This is a genomic window from Achromobacter sp. 413638 (assembly GCF_043119405.1).
GTDB lineage: Bacteria > Pseudomonadota > Gammaproteobacteria > Burkholderiales > Burkholderiaceae_B > Achromobacter.
In genome coordinates this window covers 37,609-55,440 of the sequence record NZ_JBICCO010000038.1, presented here as the reverse complement: position 1 = coordinate 55,440, position 17,832 = coordinate 37,609, and the positions used below count along the sequence as shown (strand labels likewise).

Below are 17,832 nucleotides of genomic sequence, written 5' to 3'. Positions count from 1 at the left end.
GAGGGGCTTGCGGGGAGCGTGCGTCTCATGCCTGTCGTGTCTCTGATGTGCCGCGGCATTGCCGCCGGAACGGTAATGGCGATATTTACCAAATATCAGTTGTTAATGGGGACGCAATATTTACCGATATAAATGTAGGTTTGATGTCAGGCGGTATCTTGCCAGCGCCAAAAGGTAATGACAATTTATTTCATTGTGGCCGGATGGCCACTTGCCGTGAATGCCAGGGATGCGGGCCGACGGTACGCTGAAATCAAGTGAAACCGTTGCCCGGCCTGGGGTTTTGAAGGGTTTCAAATATGATTGTTCTGAATATTGGGGATAGGCGTTACATGTCTGTTGTCGTCACGCTGTGAATGCTGGTATAAACCCTGATGTGTATTAATTGTTAATAGATAAGACTATATACACGTTTCTAAACACTTTCGATTTTCGGGTTAACCGGAGTCCGCAAGATGCGCCAGGATGACCGCAAGACGAGTCGCGGCGAATGTTCGGCAAGGCCGGCCGGCCAGGGGCCGCTGCCTCGGGGACACTCATGAATCCGGGTGACGTCGTTCCGCTTTCCTTCAATGGCGGCCTGGTCGCGCTGTCCTTCCTGACGGCGGTGCTGGGTTCCTATGTGGCGCTGCTTGCCGCGGTCGGCATCCGCACGGAAACGCAGGACGGCGATATCCGCCTTGGCTATATCCTCATCGGCGCGGTGGCGATGGGCGGCGTCGGTATCTGGAGCATGCACTTCATCGGCATGCAGGCACAGGACCTGCCGTTCCTGGTCGGTTACCAGGTGGGTTTGACCGTACTCAGTTTCCTGGTTGCCGCGGGGTTCTCGGGATGGGCGTTCTGGTATGTGGGGCGTGACCGTTTCACGATCGGACGCTGCCTGGTCGGCGGCCTGGCCGCGGGCCTGGGCGTGGCCGCCATGCATTATGTCGGCATCAGCGCCATGCGCATGCCGGCAGTATTCCTGTGGAATCTGCCGCTCGTTGTTTTATCGGTTTTGATAGCCGTAATCGCCGCGTCGGCCGCATTATGGCTGGCTTTCAATACGCAAAATGAGCTCCAGCGCGCCGGAGCGGCCGTTTTGATGGCCGTGGCCGTGTGCGGCATGCATTACACCGGCGCCGCGGCGGGCACGGTGGTGTGCACCACGCCGCGCGACGGAGCCGGCATGCAGATCGGCGGCGTGCTGCTTCCCTATATTGCCTTCGGGCTGTCGGCCGTGGTGCTGGTGCTCATGCGCTGGCATCTGCAACGGGCCTCCAGCCGTTTTCGCGCGCGCCTGGCGCAGCGCATCGACGCCATCATCGAATCGGCTCCCACCGTGGAGCCGGGCAGGACCCACGGTCCCACGGTGGGACCGGGTTAGGCACAGGGCCCGGGTGCAGGCCGGCGCCAGCGGGCTTGCGGACGGTTCCTGGCCTTAGCGAGCATGCTTCGCACGCGCGGGCGGCTCAATTGATCAATCGAGACCTTGGGAGCTCGACATGAAAGCGAAACTTGCGCAGTTCTGGAACGATGAGGAAGGCATCACCGCCCTGGAATACGGGCTCATCGCGGGCCTGGTGGCAGTGGCCCTGGTCATAGGCGTTGGCGCGTTCACGGGCAGTCTGAAAGACATGTTCAACGCACTCAAGACCAAGCTGGATACCGCCAGGACCACCTGATGGGTCGGCTGGCGGGCCGGCGGATGGCCCAGTGCCGGCCGCCGGTTCCAAGGGTCCGCCCGGCCAAGGGTGGAGCTGATGACAGAGCAGGAGTCTGAGATGAAAGCCAAGCTCATGCAGTTCTGGAATGACGACGCCGGCATCACGGCGCTGGAGTATGGCCTGATCGCCGGACTGGTCGCGGTCGCGCTGATCACGTCGGTGGGCTTGTTCACCGGCAGTCTTCAGAGCATGTACCAGGCGCTCAAGGCGAAGCTCGACGCGGCCCAGGGCACCTGAGGCCCTCGGGAACAAGCCCGGCGCGCCGCGGACGGTCCCGGTTCCGGGGCCCCGCCCGCGGACTGCCGCGGTGGTGTTCGCGATGCACGGATTGGAGGGGCGGCGCCCGTTCGGACGGACGCGCTGCGGTCGTATCGGTAACCGTTGGAAGGTCGTGCCTTGTATCCAGGGGAAGCGCTGTGGTGGCTGTTGTTCGCATGCTGGAATCTGGTGTTGATCCACGCCGATCTGCGCCATCGCCGCGTTCCCAATACGCTCATCGTCGCGGGATTCGCGGGGCAGCTGCTTTGGCTGCTGGCCGCCTGGCTGGTTCCTGGCTGGATGCCTCCGCCGCGTTGGGCCGGCTGGGGCATGGCGTTGGCAGGCTTTTTCTGCGCCTTCCTGTTCCTGCCTGTTTGGGCGCGGCGCAAGATGGGCGCGGGCGATGTCAAGGCCATCGCCATACTCGGCCTGCTGCTGGGCTTCGCGCCGCTGATGGTGACGCTGGTGGGGGCGAGCCTGCTGGCGGGCCTGCATGCGCTGGCCTATTTGCTGATCAACCGCCATTGGGCGCTGGCCGACCGCTGGAAGCAGATTCCCTATGGCGCGTATCTGGGCGCCGCCGCGCTCAGCGTGGTGTTTATTCCCTTGAATTCGGTCTGGTATTCGTGGTGTTTTTCCTGGTGTTCTACGGGATCCTGACCTACTCCTTGGTGTTCGCCGCACAGCATTCCATCACGCTGGCCGCGCAGGACGGCGCGCGCAAGGTGCTGCAATGGCAGGCCGGCACGCCGTCGCTGACGGCCCGCGCCAACGCCGGCCGCGACACCGCGCTGGCCCTGGCCAACTGGGTCAGCACAATGTCCTCCGCGCCGGTCAAGGTGGCGGTCTGCGGCAGCACCGGCACGCTCAGCAGCGCCGGCGGCGGCGCCTGCAGCGGCATGACGCTGGCCAAGGACCAGATCGAAGTGACGGTGTCCTATGCCTATGGCGCGCACCCGCTGATCCCCGCCTTTCCGTTCCTGCAGGATGCGCTGATGTCCGCATCCAGCGTGCTCAGCGCGCGGGCCACCGTGTATCTCGGCAACACCATGGACGGAGATACCTGAGCCATGCGGCCCGCGATGAAGCCCACTCCTGATCGCCATGGCGCATGCCGCGGGCAGCGCGGCATCGCCGCGCTGGAGTTCTCGCTGACCTTGACCATGCTGCTGATGTTCATCTGCGCCGTGGTCGGCTATGGCGTGCTGTTCTGGATGCAGCAACAGCTGGCCGCGGCGGCCAACGAGGGCGCGCGCGCCGCCGTGTTCGCGCGCTTCTCGGGCGCGTCCGACGTGAACGGCGCGGCCTGCACGGCGGCGATGGGCGTGTTCTCGACCGGCTCCGCGGTGGGCTGCGCCATCACCCGCGCGCCTTGCGCCTGGAGCGGCGCGGGCGGACAGACGGCCAACTGCGCCACGATCTCCATGACCTACAACACCCAGTCCTGGCCGGTGCTGGCCACCATGCAGGCGCTCATCGCCATGCTGCCCGGCACGAACAAGGACTGGATCCCGTCCAGATTGTCTTCCAAAGCCACCGTGCAAATCTCACAAGGGACACCATGAGCAGCCTGAGCAAGATCATCGCGGGCGTGTTATTGGCGGCTGGGCTCGTGCTGGCTTTCGTGGCTTGGCGCCTGGCGTCGGCGCCGTCCTCGCCGCCGCAGCCGGTCACGCCCGTCGCGGCCAGCGCGCCGGCGCCGCAGGAACCGGTCAAGTTCTATCCCGTGGTGGTGGCGGCCAAGGCGATCCCGGCCGGTACGCGCATCGCGCCGGACATGCTGGAAGTGGCGAAGTGGCAGGTGGCCCTGTCGGGCGGCTTTCCGGCGGCCGACCTGCTCGCCGGCGCGATCGTGCGCACCGACGTCGCCGTGGGCGATCCCCTCTTGCCGTCCATGCTGGCGCATGGCATGGCCAGCCTGCTGCAGCCGGGCGAACGCGCGCTGGCGGTGGCGGTGGATGAAGTGAGCGGCGGCGGCAACCGCATCCTGCCGGGCGATTTCGTCGATGTGTTCTTCATGCTGGACAAGAGCTCGGAAGTGCAGGCGGGCCAGGCGCGCCTGCTGCAATCGCAGCTGCGCGTGCTGGCCTATGGCGCGAACTCGCTGGACGGCCCGGAAGAGAAATCGCTGTTGCAACAGGGCGCGCCCGCGCAGCCGGCCAAGACGGCGGTGCTGGCGGTGCCGGTCGAGCGCGTCAGCGAGCTGATGCTGGCCAGCCGCGCCGGACGGCTGCAGCTGGCGCTGCGTCCGCTGGGCGACGCGGGCGTGCCCGATATCGCCCTGTTTCCGCAGCGCCGCGCGGCGATGCAGGCGCGCGCCGACCTGACGCCCGGACAGCGCGAGCTGCTCGACAGCGGCCCCAACAGGGCCTATGGCGGCGACACCCTGCCGCAAATGGACGGCACCACGCTGTCGCCGCGCCAGGCCGTGCGCGGGTCGGGCGGCGGCGGGCGCAGCGTGGAAATCGTCAGAGGAGATAAATCCGAGCGCGTGCGCTATTGAACCCGGCCGCCCTGTGTACAGGCCCCAGAGACTGCAACCATAATCTGACCGAGCATGATGAAGAGATATCAGTTGTCCATGGCGCAGGCGCGCCACACGCATCGCAAGAATGGGATATCGCTCCATCGGGGCCGCGCGGAGCCGGCTTTGCCGGTTCGCGGTGACGCCTTCCTCAGGGAGGCGCGCGTGGCGCCACGGGGGTGGGCTGCTCTGCGGCGCTCTGCCTTGGTGATCTGCGTGCTGGCCGCCGCGGCGACGCTGACCGGCGGTCCGGCCGCGATGGCGCAGAACGCCGCGCCGGCGCAGGGGGCCGTGGCGCCCGCCGGCGATATCGCGGTGGCCGTCAGGGGGCAGCAGACCCTGATGCTGGGCGGCGCGCCGTCGCGCATCGCCATCGGCGATCCGGAAGTGGCCGATGTGAAGGTGCTGCCGGCGTCCGGCAAGCGCTCCGCGTCGGTGCTGGTCTATGGCAAGAAGGCCGGCACCACCCAGTTGCAGGTCTGGAGCGGCGCCAACGCCGCGCCGCAGGTCTGGAACGTGCGTGTGTCAGGCCCGGTCCAGGGCGTGATGGCCGGACGCGGCGTGAGCGGCGGGGCCAATGTGGACATGGCCGGCGACAAGGCGGTGCTGTCCGGACATGCCGAGTCGCAGCTGAGCCATCAGGGTTCCGTGTCGGCGGCGGCGTCGGCCGTGGGCGGCGAGAAGAACGTGGTGGACCTGTCCACCGCCGGGCCGGGCGGCGTGGTCCAGGTCGAGGTCAAGGTGGTCGAGGTGCAGCGTTCGGTGATGAAGCAGGCGGGCATCAGCTTCGCCGGCCGCAACGGCCCCTGGGGCGGCACCAGCTCGATCACGCCCGACGGCTTCACCGCGCCGCTGGGCTTCAACAAGTCCGCGCCGCTGGCCTCGGGATTCTCGCTGTTCTATGACTCGAACAACTTCAGTGCGCGCCTGCGCCTGCTGCAGGGGAACAACATGGCCCGGGTGCTGGCCGAGCCGACCCTGGTGGCCCTGAGCGGGCAGAGCGCCAGCTTCCTGGCGGGCGGCGAGCTGCCCGTGCCCGAGGCGGCCGGCCTGGGATCGGTCACGGTCGCGTTCAAGCCCTTCGGCATCGGGCTGACCGTCACGCCGACGGTGCTGTCGCGCGAGCGCATCGCGCTGAAGGTCGCGCCCGAAGCCAGCGAACTGGACTACAGCAACGGCATTCCGCTGGTCACCAGCGCCGACAACGTCACGGTGATCCCGGCGCTGCGCACGCGCCGGGCCGACACCACCATCGAACTGGGCGATGGCGAGAGCTTCGTGATCAGCGGCCTGGTGTCGCGCCAGACCAAGGCGCTGGTGAACAAGGTGCCGATGTTGGGCGACCTGCCGATCATCGGCACTTTTTTCCGCAGCGTGGACTACAAGCAGGAAGACACCGAACTGGTCATCGTGGTGACGCCCCGGCTGGTGCGCCCCATCGCGCGCGGCGTATCCCTGCCGCTGCCGGGGGGCAAGCAGGAGGTGAGCGACACCGCGTTCAACGCCTGGGGCTATTACCTGATGGGCCCGATGAGCGGGCAGCAGATGCCGGGTTTTTCACGGTGAGCGACATGAAGACACATGCCAGGGAATGGGTGGGCCTGCAGAGCGGGAACCGCTTCTTGTTTTGTTCCAAGGGCGATGGCGTGGCCGCGCAGCTGGGCCAGGCCATCGGCGACCTGGGCATGCTGACCCAGGAAGCGCCGGCCGTCGAGGACCTGGCCAAGCGCCTGGCCGAGATCGCGCCGCAGGTCGTGTTTCTGGACTTCACGCTGAGCGAGGATGAACCCGGCAAGCTGTTCCGTTCGGCCGAGCTGGCGCGCTTGCTGGCGCGCATCGCGCCAGGCATTCCCAGGGTCGCGGTGGGCCTGCTCAGCCAGCCCGAAGGCGCCATCGCGGCATTGCGCGCCGGCGTCAGCGATTTCGTCGACCCCTCGGTCGCGCCGCAGGAAGTGAAGGACGTGGTGCAGCGCCTGCTGGACACGCCCGCCGCCGGCGGCGGGCGCGCCGACGGCCAGCGGCGCAGCGTGCTGCTGCTGGGCACCCGCCCGGGCGTGGGCACCAGCACGCTGGCCGTGCACCTGGCCGGCCTGGTGCAGGACCGCATGAAGCAGGCGCATGCGCTGCGTGCCGGAGCCAGCGGCGCCAAGCCGCCGAAATCCGCCGATGCCGGCGCCACGCAGCCGCTGTCCAGCCGCGTGGCGCTGCTGGACCTGGGCTGGCCGGTGGGCGATTGCCAGCTCTATCTGAACATCGGCAGCGACTTCGATTTCGCCGAGGCCGCGCGCAACCTGCGCCGCCTGGATCCGACCCTGCTGGGCTCGGCGATGGCGCACACGGCCAACGGTCTGAGCGTGCTGGCCCTGCCGCGCGATCTGGGCCAGATGCGCGATATCTCGCAATCCGATTCGCTGCTGGTGTTCGAGCGGCTGCGCCAGCATTTTGGCGTGGTGGTGGCCGATGCGGGCGGCTTCAACAATCCTGATTTCGTGGCCGGCCTGGCGCGCACTTCGCAGCAGAACTGGATCGTGACCGACCAGAGCGTGGGCGCGCTGGTGTCGCTGGCCGGCCTGTTGCAGGAACTGGAGCAGCTGCACGTGGATCGGCGCAGCCTGGGCCTGATCGTCAATCGCTATGACGAGCGCTACGGCATGACCGCGCAGCAGATCGCCGAGCGTTTCCAGCTGGAACTGGTCGGCACCTTGCCCGACCGCACGCTGGCCCTGATGGTCTGCACCAACCAGGGCCGCCTGCTGCACGAGGAGGCCGAGCGCGACGTCTATGTGCGCGCCGTGCATGCGCTGGCGGAAAAACTGAGCACGGAAGAACACACGCCCGGCGGGCGCGCGAGCTGGCTGGCCACCTGGCTGCCGGGCGTGCATCGCCGCATGGTGGTGGATTGACAAGGGACGGCGGCGGAATCCGACATGATCATGACAGGCACCATAGAATTCGGCGGCGACGGCGACCGGGGCTTTTCCGCTTCGAATCGCTACCAGGAAATCAAGACGGCGGCCTACGAGCACCTGCTGTCCCGCATCGAGGAACTGGGGGCGGAATTCGGCCGCTGGGCCCGCACGGCCATCCAGGAATTCGTCGATATCGAGGTGGCCAGCTTCGTGCGCCTGCGCCGCGTGCCCATCAACGAGGGCGAGATGCGGCAGATCTCGGAGGCCCTCACCAAGGAGCTGGCCGGGTTGGGGCCGCTCGAAGACCTGCTGGCCGATCCCGCGGTCGAGGACATCCTGATCAACGGCTATGACAACGTGTTCGTGTCGCGGCGGGGCGTGCTGGCGCGCGAGACGCTGCGCTTCACCGACAACCAGCACGTGCTGCGCATCGTGCGCCGCATCCTGGCGCCCATGGGCCGGCGCCTGGACGAGTCGACGCCCATGGTCGATGCCCGCCTGCCGGACGGCGGCCGCCTGAACGTGGTGATCGAGCCGCTGGCGGTGGACGGGCCGATGGTATCGATCCGCAAGTTCCGCCAGGATCCGCTCAAGCCCGCCGACCTGCTGACGCTGGGCACCTTCGACGAAGAGATCTACCGGCTGCTCAGCGAGGCGGTGAAGCACCGCTGCAACATCCTGGTGTCCGGCGGCACCAGCTCGGGCAAGACCTCGCTGCTGAACGCGCTGGCGTTCTTCATCCCGGAAACCGAGCGCGTGGTGACGGTGGAGGACACCGCCGAACTGTCGCTGAACCATCCTCACGTCGTGCGGCTGGAGGCGCGCCAGGGCGGCTTCGACGGCAGCGGCGCGGTCACCATCCGCGAGCTGATCCGCAACAGCCTGCGCATGCGGCCCGACCGCGTCGTGGTGGGCGAGGTTCGGGGCGCCGAGGTGATGGACATGCTGCAGGCCATGAACACCGGCCATGAAGGGTCCATGGCGACCATCCACGCGAACTCGCCGCGCGAATGCCTGTACCGCATCGAGATGCTGGCCGGCTTCGCCGGTTTCCAGGGTAGCGAGGACAGCCTGCGTCGCCAGATCGCCAGCGCGCTGGATTTCATCGTGCAGATCGGGCGCCTGTCCAACGGCAAGCGGCGCGTGCTGTCGGTGACCGAAGTCACGGGCATGGGCGACAACGTGATCTCGACGCAGGAACTCTACCGGCACGAATCCTTCGCCACGCCGGAGGGCGAGGAAAAGGACCGCTGGAACTGGCTGGGCATCCATCCGCATACGCCCAAGCTCGCCAAGATGCGGCACGAGGCGCGTCAGTCCGACGGCGGCGCGCCGGAGTCCGACGGCGGGGGCGGCGGGTTCTGGAGCCGGAGGCGCTGATGCAGCAAGCCCTGGTCCTGGCGGCATTGGCGCTGGTGCTCGCCGTGGCGGCCGTGCTGTTGTGGCGGCACGCCAATAGCGGCGCGCGCCGCGCCGCGAGTTCCGCCTTCCTGGAAAACCAGCTGCGGCGCGCGCGCGACGTGCCGATCGGCGGGGCGACATTCGCCGGCGGGGCGCGCGCGGCGCGCAGCGGTTTTTCGTGGTGGGACCGGCTGTTGCTGCTGGCCGGCCTGCGGCACGGCGCCGGACTCTACCTGCGGATCTTCGCGCCCATCGTCGCGGGCGCGCTGCTGGCCTGGGCCTTCCTGGGCGCCTTGTCCGGCTTCGTCACGCTGCTGCTACTGACCGTCGGCGCCTATTTCCTGCTGTGGCTGCGCGCCGACAAGCGCCAGCGCCGCATGATCTCGCAATTGCCGGCCTTCCTGGACAACATGGTCCGGCTCATCACCATCGGCAACAGCATGGCCTCGGCCTTCCAGACCGCCGCCGCCAGCGCCGACGCGCCGCTGCGCGAAGTGGTCGAGACCGCCGCCGCCCTGAGCCGCTCGGCCAAGGAACTGGACGAGGCGCTGGCGCACGTGTCGCGCCAGTACGGGCTGAAGGAGCTGTACATGGTGGCGGCGGTGGTGTCGATCGCGCTGCGCTTCGGCGGCCGCAGCGATCAGGTGCTGGAGCGCATGGCGGCCTTCATGCGCGACGTCAGCCAGGCTCGCAGCGAGCTGTCGGCCAGCTCGGCCGAGATCCGCCTGTCGGCCTGGATCCTGGCTCTGCTGCCGCTGGGCATCGCCGGTTTCATCATCGTGGCCAACAACGATCTGTTCGTGGGATTGTGGGAGGACCCGCTGGGCTTCAAGATGCTGGCGACCGCCGTGGCGATGCAGGTCGGCGGATCCTATTGGCTGTACCGCATGGCCAAATCCATCTGACGGGGGCGAGGATGCAAGCGCTGGAATCCCTGAACCCGACCCTGGTGCTGGCCATGGCACTGACCCTGGTGGCCGTCGCCATGCTGGTCCTGGGCGTCAGCATGGTGCGTCGCCTGCGCGGCCAGGGCCGCAGCCGCCAGGTCGTCGACCAGGCGCTGGCCACTCGCAGCGGACGGTCCAAGGCGGCTGAGGCCGAGGAGCCGGGCCGCCTGGCCGCCGCGGCGCGCGCAGCGGATTCCTTCGGCAAGCGCCTGACGGAAGGGCGGCTGGCCGAAGCCCTGCTGGCGTCGGAGGACCGCAAGTTGGTCGATATGGCGGGCTACGCGAATCCGGTGGCGGCGCGGTCGCGCTTCGTGGCGGCGCGCTTCGTGCTGGCCATCCTGCTGCCCATCGCGGCGGTGGCGCTGGACCTGGAGAAGAATCTGATCGATTCCTCGGTCGGCGTGCTGATCGCGGCCTTCCTGGGTTTCGCCGTGGGCTACATGCTGCCGAAGATCTTCGTGCGCCGGCGGCTGGCGCGCCGGCGGCGGCAGGCGGCCGACGAACTGCCGCTGCTGATCGACCTGCTGCGCCTGCTGCAGGGCGTGGGCCTGTCCATCGACCAGAGCCTGCAGGTGCTGGTCAAGGAATTCGCCCAGGTACTGCCGGTGCTGTCCTATGAGCTGCGGCTGGCGACCGAGCAGCACGTGCGCGGACGCACGCGCGAGCAATCGCTGGCGCGGCTGGCGTCGGGCTTCGACAACGACGATATCTCGGCCATCTGCCGATTGATCGCGCAGGTGGACCAGCATGGCGGCGCGGTGCAGGAACCGCTTCAGCGCTTCGGCGAGCGGCTGCGCGACAAGCGTCGGCTGGACCTGAAGGAGAAAGTCGGCAAGACCACCGTCAAGATGACGGGGGTGATGATCGTGACCCTGCTGCCGGCCCTGTTGATCGTGACGGGTGGCGCGGGCTTCGTGGCGGTATTGCGCGGTCTGTCGCGCATGGGGGGGATGTGATGGCGGGCGGTATCGGAAGCACGATGGGCAGGCTGCGGTGGGCGGCGCTGGCGGCATTGATGGCGGGCGCGGGCCTGTCGGGGTGCAAGACCAACAACGTCGAGTCGGCGTGGCAACTGATTCAGCAGCAGCAACAGGAGCAGGCGCTGGCGCGGCAGAAGGAGGACGAGGCCGAGAACAAGCGGCGGCCCGCCGAGCCCGAGCTGATGCTGAGCATGATCGCCGAAGCGCAGCGACAGGAGCGCTATTTCGCTTCGCTGGCCTATATCGACGCCTTCCAGCAGCAGTTCGGCAATGATCCGCGTGTCGGGCCGATGCGCGCCGAGGCGCTGCGGCAGACGGGGCAGACCGCCGCCAGCGAGCAGGCGTACCGGGCCTTGCTGGGCACGCCGCAGGCCGCCGACGGTTGGCACGGGCTGGGCCTGATCGCCGGCGCGCGCGGCCAGTACGCGCAGGCGGCGGACGATTTCTCGCGCGCGGCCAAGCTGGCGCCGACGGATCCGCGCATTCTGGGCGACCTGGGCTACGCGCGCCTGCGGGCGGGCGATCCCGCCGGCGCCCGGGTGCCGCTGGGCCAGGCCGCCGAACTGGCGCCGGACAATCCCAAGGTGCTGGCCAATCTGGCCCTGTTGTTGCTGGTGGAAGGCGACGCGGTCAAGGCGCAGCGGGTGATGGACCAGGCCAGGCTGGGCGAGGAGGCGCGCGCGCAGGTCCTGCGCCTGGCTTCGGAGGTGCGCAGCCAGAATGCGCCGCCTCCGCTGGCGGACGCCACGCCCTTGCGGACGCCAGCGGCAGGCGCGGCCCCGGTGTCGCCGGTGGTGGGGCCCATGATGGACCGGCTCGGCAACGGGCCCATCGTGCGTTGAGCGCGATTGATGAGCAAACCGATATTTCCCAGGAAAACCGTCATGTTCCCAGACCCGAAACGCGTGACCTTGTGCCTGGCGCTATTCATCAGCGCGAGCGCGACGGCGCAATCGAACGCACCCCTGACCGGCGCGATGAACGGCGGCGCGCAAGCGCAAGCCGCGCCCGTGCCGGCGGCCGACATGCCGGCGCGCCCCGTGGTGCAGCAGGTCCAGACGCCGATGCCGCCGCCCCAGGCGAGCGCGCCCGAGCCCGAGCCGCGACCTGAAGCCGTGGGCGACATCACGCGCGCGCTGTTCGAGGCGCAGGCCGACGGCCGCCGCGCGGGCGGCGCGCTGCCCATGCTGGGGCCGGTGTCCTCCGCGGCCTGGAACCGGTATCTGGAGAGTTTTTCCCATCCCATTCCCGAGTGGTTCCAGAAGCGGATGGAAACCAAGAACACCAATTAATCAGCATGCGTTCCGCGCGCCCCGGGCCGGTGCCCGGGACGCGCGGGTTCCCCGGTCCAGGCACGCCGGTCTTCGTATCCATGCGGAGTCGCGAACATGTCAACCCGCTCGATCCGTTACGTTCCTCGCTCGCGGCAGCGCGGCAGCATGACCGTCGCCGTCGTGTTCGCGGTGCTGGTGGGCCTGGTGCTGCTGGGCGTGGCGCAGCTGGGCTATGGCTACTACATGAAGCGCGAGGTCCAGAAGGCCGCGGATCTGGCCGCGCTGTCGGCCGTGCAGGTGCTGGGCACGGGCGCCGCGGCGGATTGCAGCCGCGCCAAGGCGGCGGGCGTGTCGGCGGCGCTGGCCAATCTGCCGAATATCCTGGACACCTTTTCCGCGGCCGACGTGACCGTGGATTGCAAACTGTGGGATCCGACGCGCCCGCCGGTCGGCGGCATGCCGCTGTTCGATCCGGCCAGCGGCCAGCTGCCCAATGCGATGCGCGTGCGTATCGGCAAGACGCTGGGCAATGTCATTCCCAGCGCCTTCGTCGGCGGCGACACCGTCGTGTCGGTGCAGGCGGTGGCGACCAGCACGCAGCCGGTGGCAGCCTTCACGGTCGGATCGCGGCTGCTGCGGCTGGAAAAGGGCGGTCTCCTGTCCAAGATCCTGGCCTCGGTGGGCGCCACGCCGCAGCAGCTGGACGTGCTCGACGCGGCCGGCCTGGCCACGGTCAACATCACGCCGTCCGGCTTGCTCGATGCGCTGGGCCTGCCGCTGTCGGTGGCCACCGGCGTGGGCACGCCCGCCCAGCTGGCGGCGGTCAGCAACCTGACGCTGGGCCAGTTGCTGAACGCCACGCTGACCGTGATCAACAAGGCGGGCACGGCGGCGGCCGACATCACGCTGCTGAACAATGCCATCAAGACGGTGCTGCAGGTCATGCCGCTGAACCTGCCGGTCAAGCTGTTCGGCGATGGCGGCGTGCTGGATCTGCAGGTGGTGGGCGGCAGCGTCACGTCGGCGCTGCAGGCGAACGTCAACGCGCTCAACATCCTGCAGACCGCGCTGGTGATCGCCAACGGCCAGAACCTGATCGACCTGGGGCTGAACGTGCCGCTGCTGGGCGTGCAGTCGAAGGTGCGCATCGTCGAGCCGCCGACGATCGCGGTGGGCGGCGTGGGCGCCACGGCCACCAGCGCGGGCATCCGCGTCTACCTGCGCATCAACACGAGCAATATCCCCGTGCTCGGTCCTCTCCTGGGCACGACGCTGGGGACCTGGGTCGACCTGCCGGTCATCATCGACGTGGCCCAGTCCACCGGCACGCTCGCGAAGCTGTGCCAGGCGCCGCTGACCTCGACGCAGGCCACCATCAACGTGACCTCGTCGCTGGCCAATGTCTGCCTGGGCCGTTTCCCGGGCATGACCTCCGACAGCGACACCAGTCCGGCCAACTTCCTGGCCCTGACCAACGCCTGCCAGCCGGCTTCGTTCAACACCATCCAGCGCTACAAGGTACTCAATGTGCTGGGCATCCTGCCGCTGACCAGCAAGGTCACGCTGCCGGTCTTCAACTCGGCGGCGCCGGTGCCGGTCACGCTGACCGCGCCGCCATCGCCCAACTCCAAGGCCACCGTCAACGCCACCTCGCTGGACCTGACCAAGCTGGCCTCGAATCTGGCCGACGCGCTGATCGGCGGCATCCTGGGCGACCTGTTCAACACCGGCACGCCGCTGACCGAGCAGCAGCGCACCGATCTGGCCACCAAGCTGGTGGGCGGCGGCGGGTCGAACCCAGGCAAGTCCGTATCGGAAGTCGTCAACAACATGCAGTGGTCCACGGACGCCATGAATCAGCTCGGGCAGCGCATGAGCACGGGCGGGTTGACCGGGGTGCTGGGGGGCACGCTGCAGCTGGTGGGCAATATTCTGAGTTCGCTGCTGCTGGCGCCGCTGAGCGACCTGACCTGCGCGCTGGCGATCGTGCCGGACGCCATCCGCCAGTGCCGGGTCGGCGCCGTCAGCAGCCTGGCGTTGACCGGTGGCAATCAGGCGAGCGGCGTGCTGTCGGTCGTGGTGACGCTGCTGCAGCCGCTGCTGGACATGCTGTCGAACCTGCTGCAGCAACTGCTGAACCTGCTGGGCCTGAGCCTGGGCCAGACCGATGTGTCGCTGCTGTCGGTGGATTGCGGCAAGCCCCGGCTGGTGTATTGATCTGGAACCTCTAACTGGAAGCCCGGAAGCGGGCTGCGTGGTTTGCCAATGAATCAGAAATTCGTCCGCGAGGAGTTCGATCTGTATGTCTGGGAGGGCACTTCCGACATCGCCGCGCGCGCCGAGCGCTGCCTGGCGGGCATGGACGTGACGCTGGTGCGGGCGGACGCCGGCACGGCCTTCCCGCCGCCGCGCGATCCGGGCCGGCCCGCCGTGGCGCTGGTGTCGGTGTCGGTGATGGGTGACAACCGTTTCAGCGGTTATGACTGGCTGGCCGTGCAGGCGCTGCCCATCATCTGGGTGGCCTCCGAGGCGCGCGGCCGCGATCCGCGTTACTACCCGCCCGAATATTCCTATACCTTGCCGCTGGCTTTCACCACGGCCGACCTGCGCAAGCTGCTGTTCGAGCTGCTGGGCGTGCTGGACCAGGCCCGGCCGGCCGCGCCCCGGCGCGAGCAGCCGCTGATTGCCGTGTCCGAGCCGATGCGGGCCCTGCTGGCGGAGGCCGAGATGTACGCGGACTGTCGCAGCAACGTGCTGGTCCATGGCGAAACCGGCGTAGGCAAGGAGCGAGTGGCGCGTCTGCTGCACGACCGCGCGGCCTGGGCCGACGGCCCCTTTGTCGCGGTCAATTGCGGCGCCATTCCCGAAGGACTGTTCGAGGCGCATTTCTTCGGCCACGCCAAGGGGGCGTTCACCGGTGCCGTCGGCGCGCACAAGGGCTATTTCGAGCAGGCCAATGGCGGCACGCTGTTCCTGGACGAGATCGGCGACCTGCCGCTGTACCAGCAGGTCAAGCTGTTGCGGGTGCTGGAGCAGAGCACGGTCACGCGCCTGGGCTCGGCGACCGAAGTGCCGGTGGATTTCCGGCTGGTCGCCGCCACCAACAAGGATCTGCGAGTGCTGGTGGCGCAGGACGAGTTCCGCGCGGATCTGTACTACCGGCTGGCGGTGATCGAATTGCGCATCCCCAGCCTGGAGCAGCGCGGGGCCGCCGAGAAGGTCGCGCTGTTCCGCTCCCTGCTGGAGCGGATGGGCGCCGGGGACGAGCCGCCGGACTGGCTGCTGGAACGCGCCGGGGCCACCCGCTACGAGGGCAATGTGCGCGAGCTGTCCAACGTGGCCGAGCGCGTGGCCATCGTCCGGCGCCAGTTCCAGTCCTGGGACCGGGCGCGCATCGAGCGCATCTTCGACCAGCTGGCCGAGCCGCTGCGCCCGCCCGCCGCGATGGGCGCGGGCGGCGCGCAGTGCGAGCCGCCGGTGTTCACCGATGCCGAACGGGCCGAGCGCGCCCGCATCCTGGCCGCGCTGGACGCCAACGGCTGGCGCCGGCAGGACACCGCCAATACCCTGGGCATCAGCCGCAAGGTGCTGTGGGAAAAGATGCGCAAACTGCATCTGGGCGGCGGGCAGGGTGAAACCGCGGACGGGATGGTGGAAGCCTCCTGAAGGCGCAATAGGGAATGGCCCGTAGAGGGCGACATCCGGGGCGGCGCGCCCTGCGCGCGCGGCAGCTTCCGGAGCAATAAATTGCTATAGTTCCGCAACGATTTTTTTGGGGTAGGCATGAACGTCCACTTTATCCGTGCCACCGCGCGCATGGCGCTGTTGGGTACGGCCCTGTCCGGTCTGGCGGCTTGCGCCAGCGCCCAGCAACCCGAAGCCGCCCGGCCCGCGGTCCAGCAGGTTGAAGACACGCAGGCGGCGTCCACGCCGGTGACGCCGCCGCCCGCGCCCGCCGCGCGTCCGGCCAGCACCGTCGCCGAGCTGCAAAGCCTGATCCAGAACCGCCAGGTCTCGGAACTGCGCACGACCTACAACGGCACGTATGGCGCCAGCTTGCTGTTCAAGCCGGACGACCTGACCTATTACGTGGCCCTGTTCCAGCAGAAGGATTTCTGGCGCGTGGTCAAGACCCAGTCGGACAAGCAGGCCGAGGCCACCTACCGCGCCTTCGCCGGCCAGTCGATGGAACTGGCCGAGGTCGATATCCAGCGCATCCGCCTGCAGGCGGAGTACGCCCACAACGAGAAGCTGCTGGCCAGCCGCAACGCCCAGCTGAGCACGCTGCAGGCCGACAACACGCTGCGCATGCAGCAGGAAGAGCAGGTCGCCGCCCGCCAGCAACAATCGCGCCAGGAAGCCACCGCCCTGGCCGACCAGCAGAAGGACGTGCGCCAGCAACTGCGCGATCTGCAGCGCCAGATCGATGCCCTGCAGGCCCAGCAGGCCCAGCTCGGCGGCGCGGGCGCGTCGTCCAAGCGCGGCAGGTAAGCGCTCGTCAGTGCGTCCGGCATGCGATATGGCGGGCCCGTCTGGGCCCGCTTTCTTGTATTCTGCCGGGTGATCCTCATATAGACCCCATGGCACTCAAAGTTTTCGACCTCCAGTGCGAGCACAGCCACATCTTCGAAGGTTGGTTCGGTTCGCACGAAGACTACGACGCGCAGCAGGCGCGAGGTCTGGTCACGTGCCCTGTCTGCGGGTCGGCATCGATCACCAAGCGCCTGTCGGCGCCTCGGCTGAACGTCGCGCACCTGCACGCGCCTGAGCCCGCGCCCCTGCAGCGGCAGGCCGAAGCGCCCACCGGTGCGTCCGATGCCCAGAAAATAGCGGCCCTGCAGGCCGCCGTCCTGACCCAGGTGCGGGCAATGCTGCGCAACACCGAGAATGTCGGCGCGCGTTTCGCCGAAGAGGCGCGCCGCATCCACGAGGGCGAGGCCGACGAACGCCCCATTCGCGGGACCGCGTCGCGCGAAGAGCGCGAGGCGCTGGCCGAGGACGGCATCGAGGTCATGGCGCTGCCAGACTTCCTGGACGACGACCGGCTGCAATAGGCGCGGGCCAACCAGGCGATAAACGCCCGGTCAACAAACGTCGGGCGCGGACTCATCCCCGAACGACAGGCAAAAAAAAGCCAGACCGAAGGTCTGGCTTTTTCGCTTGCGGCCGGGATCAGTTGTTGACGCGGCTGCGGTACTCGTTCGTGCGGGTGTCGATTTCGATCTTGTCGCCGATGGCGCAGAACAGCGGCACGTTCAGTTCGTAGCCGGTGTTGATCTTGGCGGGCTTGAGCACCTTGCCCGAGGTGTCGCCGCGCACGGCCGGCTCGGTGTAGGTGATTTCGCGCACGATGACCGTGGGCAGTTCCACCGAGATGGCGCGGCCGTCGTAGAAGACCACTTCCACGGGCATCGACTCTTCCAGGTAGTTCAGGGCGTCGCCCATGCTGTCGGCTTCGATTTCGTACTGGTTGTACTCTTCGTCCATGAAGACGTACATCGGGTCGCCGAAGTAGGAGTAGGTGCACTCCTTGCGTTCCAGTTGGACGACTTCGAACTTTTCGTCGGCCTTGTAGACCGATTCGCTGGCGGCGCCGGTCAGCAGGTTCTTGAACTTCAGCTTCACAACGGCGGCGTTGCGGCCGGACTTGTTGTATTCAGCCTTCTGGACGACCAGCGGGTCCTTGCCGACCATGGCCACGTTGCCGACTCGCAATTCCTGAGCGGTTTTCATCGATAAAACTCCGGGGGGTAAGGGGTGCACTCGCCGTGCTTGCACAAATCACCGCCTTGTCGACCCTGGTCCGCCATCGCCATCATCTGGCGGGCGG

Annotated in this window: 19 protein-coding genes; 18 read left to right on the top strand and 1 reads right to left on the bottom strand. The window is 68.0% G+C overall.

Going from position 1 to position 17,832, the window contains the following annotated elements; translation table 11 throughout:
* The first annotated feature begins 538 nt into the window (after positions 1–538).
* The 18 genes from ACEU5R_RS16890 (at position 539) to ACEU5R_RS16805 (ending at position 17,056) form a co-directional block, all read left to right on the top strand.
* On the top strand, positions 539–1,369 hold the full coding sequence (locus ACEU5R_RS16890; protein WP_392410930.1) for an MHYT domain-containing protein: 831 nt from the start codon (positions 539–541) through the stop codon (positions 1,367–1,369).
* A gap of 118 nt (positions 1,370–1,487) precedes the next feature.
* The gene (locus ACEU5R_RS16885) at positions 1,488–1,667 is read left to right on the top strand and encodes a Flp family type IVb pilin (RefSeq protein ID WP_103275427.1); all 180 of its coding nucleotides are present in this window, start codon (positions 1,488–1,490) and stop codon (positions 1,665–1,667) included.
* Between the two features lie 99 nt (positions 1,668–1,766).
* Positions 1,767–1,946: a Flp family type IVb pilin gene (locus tag ACEU5R_RS16880; protein WP_392410928.1), complete on the top strand. Its 180-nt coding sequence runs from the start codon at positions 1,767–1,769 to the stop codon at positions 1,944–1,946.
* A 144-nt stretch (positions 1,947–2,090) separates the two neighbouring features.
* The gene (locus ACEU5R_RS16875; RefSeq protein ID WP_392410927.1) at positions 2,091–2,627 is read left to right on the top strand and encodes a prepilin peptidase; all 537 of its coding nucleotides are present in this window, start codon (positions 2,091–2,093) and stop codon (positions 2,625–2,627) included.
* Complete coding sequence (locus tag ACEU5R_RS16870; protein WP_233772506.1) at positions 2,609–3,034, top strand: pilus assembly protein; 426 nt, start codon at positions 2,609–2,611, stop codon at positions 3,032–3,034. The genes ACEU5R_RS16875 and ACEU5R_RS16870 overlap by 19 nt, the downstream gene beginning before the upstream one ends.
* Before the next feature lie 15 nt (positions 3,035–3,049).
* Complete coding sequence (locus ACEU5R_RS16865) at positions 3,050–3,532, top strand: TadE family protein (RefSeq protein ID WP_392410925.1); 483 nt, start codon at positions 3,050–3,052, stop codon at positions 3,530–3,532.
* On the top strand, positions 3,529–4,470 hold the full coding sequence (cpaB, locus tag ACEU5R_RS16860) for a Flp pilus assembly protein CpaB (RefSeq protein ID WP_392410924.1): 942 nt from the start codon (positions 3,529–3,531) through the stop codon (positions 4,468–4,470). Before ACEU5R_RS16865 ends, cpaB begins: the two co-directional genes overlap by 4 nt.
* A 279-nt stretch (positions 4,471–4,749) precedes the next feature.
* Positions 4,750–6,057 carry a type II and III secretion system protein family protein gene (locus ACEU5R_RS16855; RefSeq protein WP_392410932.1) on the top strand — a complete coding sequence of 436 codons (1,308 nt, stop codon included), beginning with the start codon at positions 4,750–4,752 and terminating at the stop codon, positions 6,055–6,057.
* Entirely contained in the window at positions 6,054–7,394 is a 1,341-nt protein-coding gene (locus tag ACEU5R_RS16850; protein ID WP_392410923.1) for a pilus assembly protein CpaE, read from the top strand. The genes ACEU5R_RS16855 and ACEU5R_RS16850 overlap by 4 nt, the downstream gene beginning before the upstream one ends.
* 24 nt (positions 7,395–7,418) lie before the next feature.
* Positions 7,419–8,780, top strand: a complete 1,362-nt coding sequence (locus tag ACEU5R_RS16845) for a CpaF family protein (protein ID WP_103275423.1) — start codon at positions 7,419–7,421, stop codon at positions 8,778–8,780.
* Entirely contained in the window at positions 8,780–9,706 is a 927-nt protein-coding gene (locus ACEU5R_RS16840) for a type II secretion system F family protein (protein WP_103275422.1), read from the top strand. The genes ACEU5R_RS16845 and ACEU5R_RS16840 overlap by 1 nt, the downstream gene beginning before the upstream one ends.
* 11 nt (positions 9,707–9,717) lie before the next feature.
* Complete coding sequence (locus ACEU5R_RS16835) at positions 9,718–10,704, top strand: type II secretion system F family protein (RefSeq protein ID WP_392410922.1); 987 nt, start codon at positions 9,718–9,720, stop codon at positions 10,702–10,704.
* Positions 10,705–10,727: 23 nt separating this feature from the next.
* Positions 10,728–11,570 carry a tetratricopeptide repeat protein gene (locus ACEU5R_RS16830; protein ID WP_103275420.1) on the top strand — a complete coding sequence of 281 codons (843 nt, stop codon included), beginning with the start codon at positions 10,728–10,730 and terminating at the stop codon, positions 11,568–11,570.
* Between the two features lie 42 nt (positions 11,571–11,612).
* On the top strand, positions 11,613–12,020 hold the full coding sequence (locus ACEU5R_RS16825) for a DUF3613 domain-containing protein (protein WP_103275419.1): 408 nt from the start codon (positions 11,613–11,615) through the stop codon (positions 12,018–12,020).
* A gap of 96 nt (positions 12,021–12,116) precedes the next feature.
* The gene (locus ACEU5R_RS16820; RefSeq protein WP_392410920.1) at positions 12,117–14,219 is read left to right on the top strand and encodes a pilus assembly protein TadG-related protein; all 2,103 of its coding nucleotides are present in this window, start codon (positions 12,117–12,119) and stop codon (positions 14,217–14,219) included.
* A 48-nt stretch (positions 14,220–14,267) separates the two neighbouring features.
* On the top strand, positions 14,268–15,668 hold the full coding sequence (locus ACEU5R_RS16815) for a sigma 54-interacting transcriptional regulator (RefSeq protein WP_392410919.1): 1,401 nt from the start codon (positions 14,268–14,270) through the stop codon (positions 15,666–15,668).
* A gap of 117 nt (positions 15,669–15,785) precedes the next feature.
* Complete coding sequence (locus tag ACEU5R_RS16810) at positions 15,786–16,493, top strand: DUF2968 domain-containing protein (protein ID WP_392410918.1); 708 nt, start codon at positions 15,786–15,788, stop codon at positions 16,491–16,493.
* Positions 16,494–16,582: 89 nt separating this feature from the next.
* Positions 16,583–17,056, top strand: a complete 474-nt coding sequence (locus tag ACEU5R_RS16805; protein WP_392410917.1) for a DUF1178 family protein — start codon at positions 16,583–16,585, stop codon at positions 17,054–17,056.
* 118 nt (positions 17,057–17,174) lie between these two features.
* Here the strand turns inward: ACEU5R_RS16805 and efp are convergent, their stop codons facing one another.
* Positions 17,175–17,735 (bottom strand): elongation factor P, encoded by a 561-nt coding sequence (gene efp, locus ACEU5R_RS16800; protein WP_103275414.1) that lies wholly within the window; start codon positions 17,733–17,735, stop codon positions 17,175–17,177.
* Positions 17,736–17,832 lie beyond the last annotated feature (97 nt).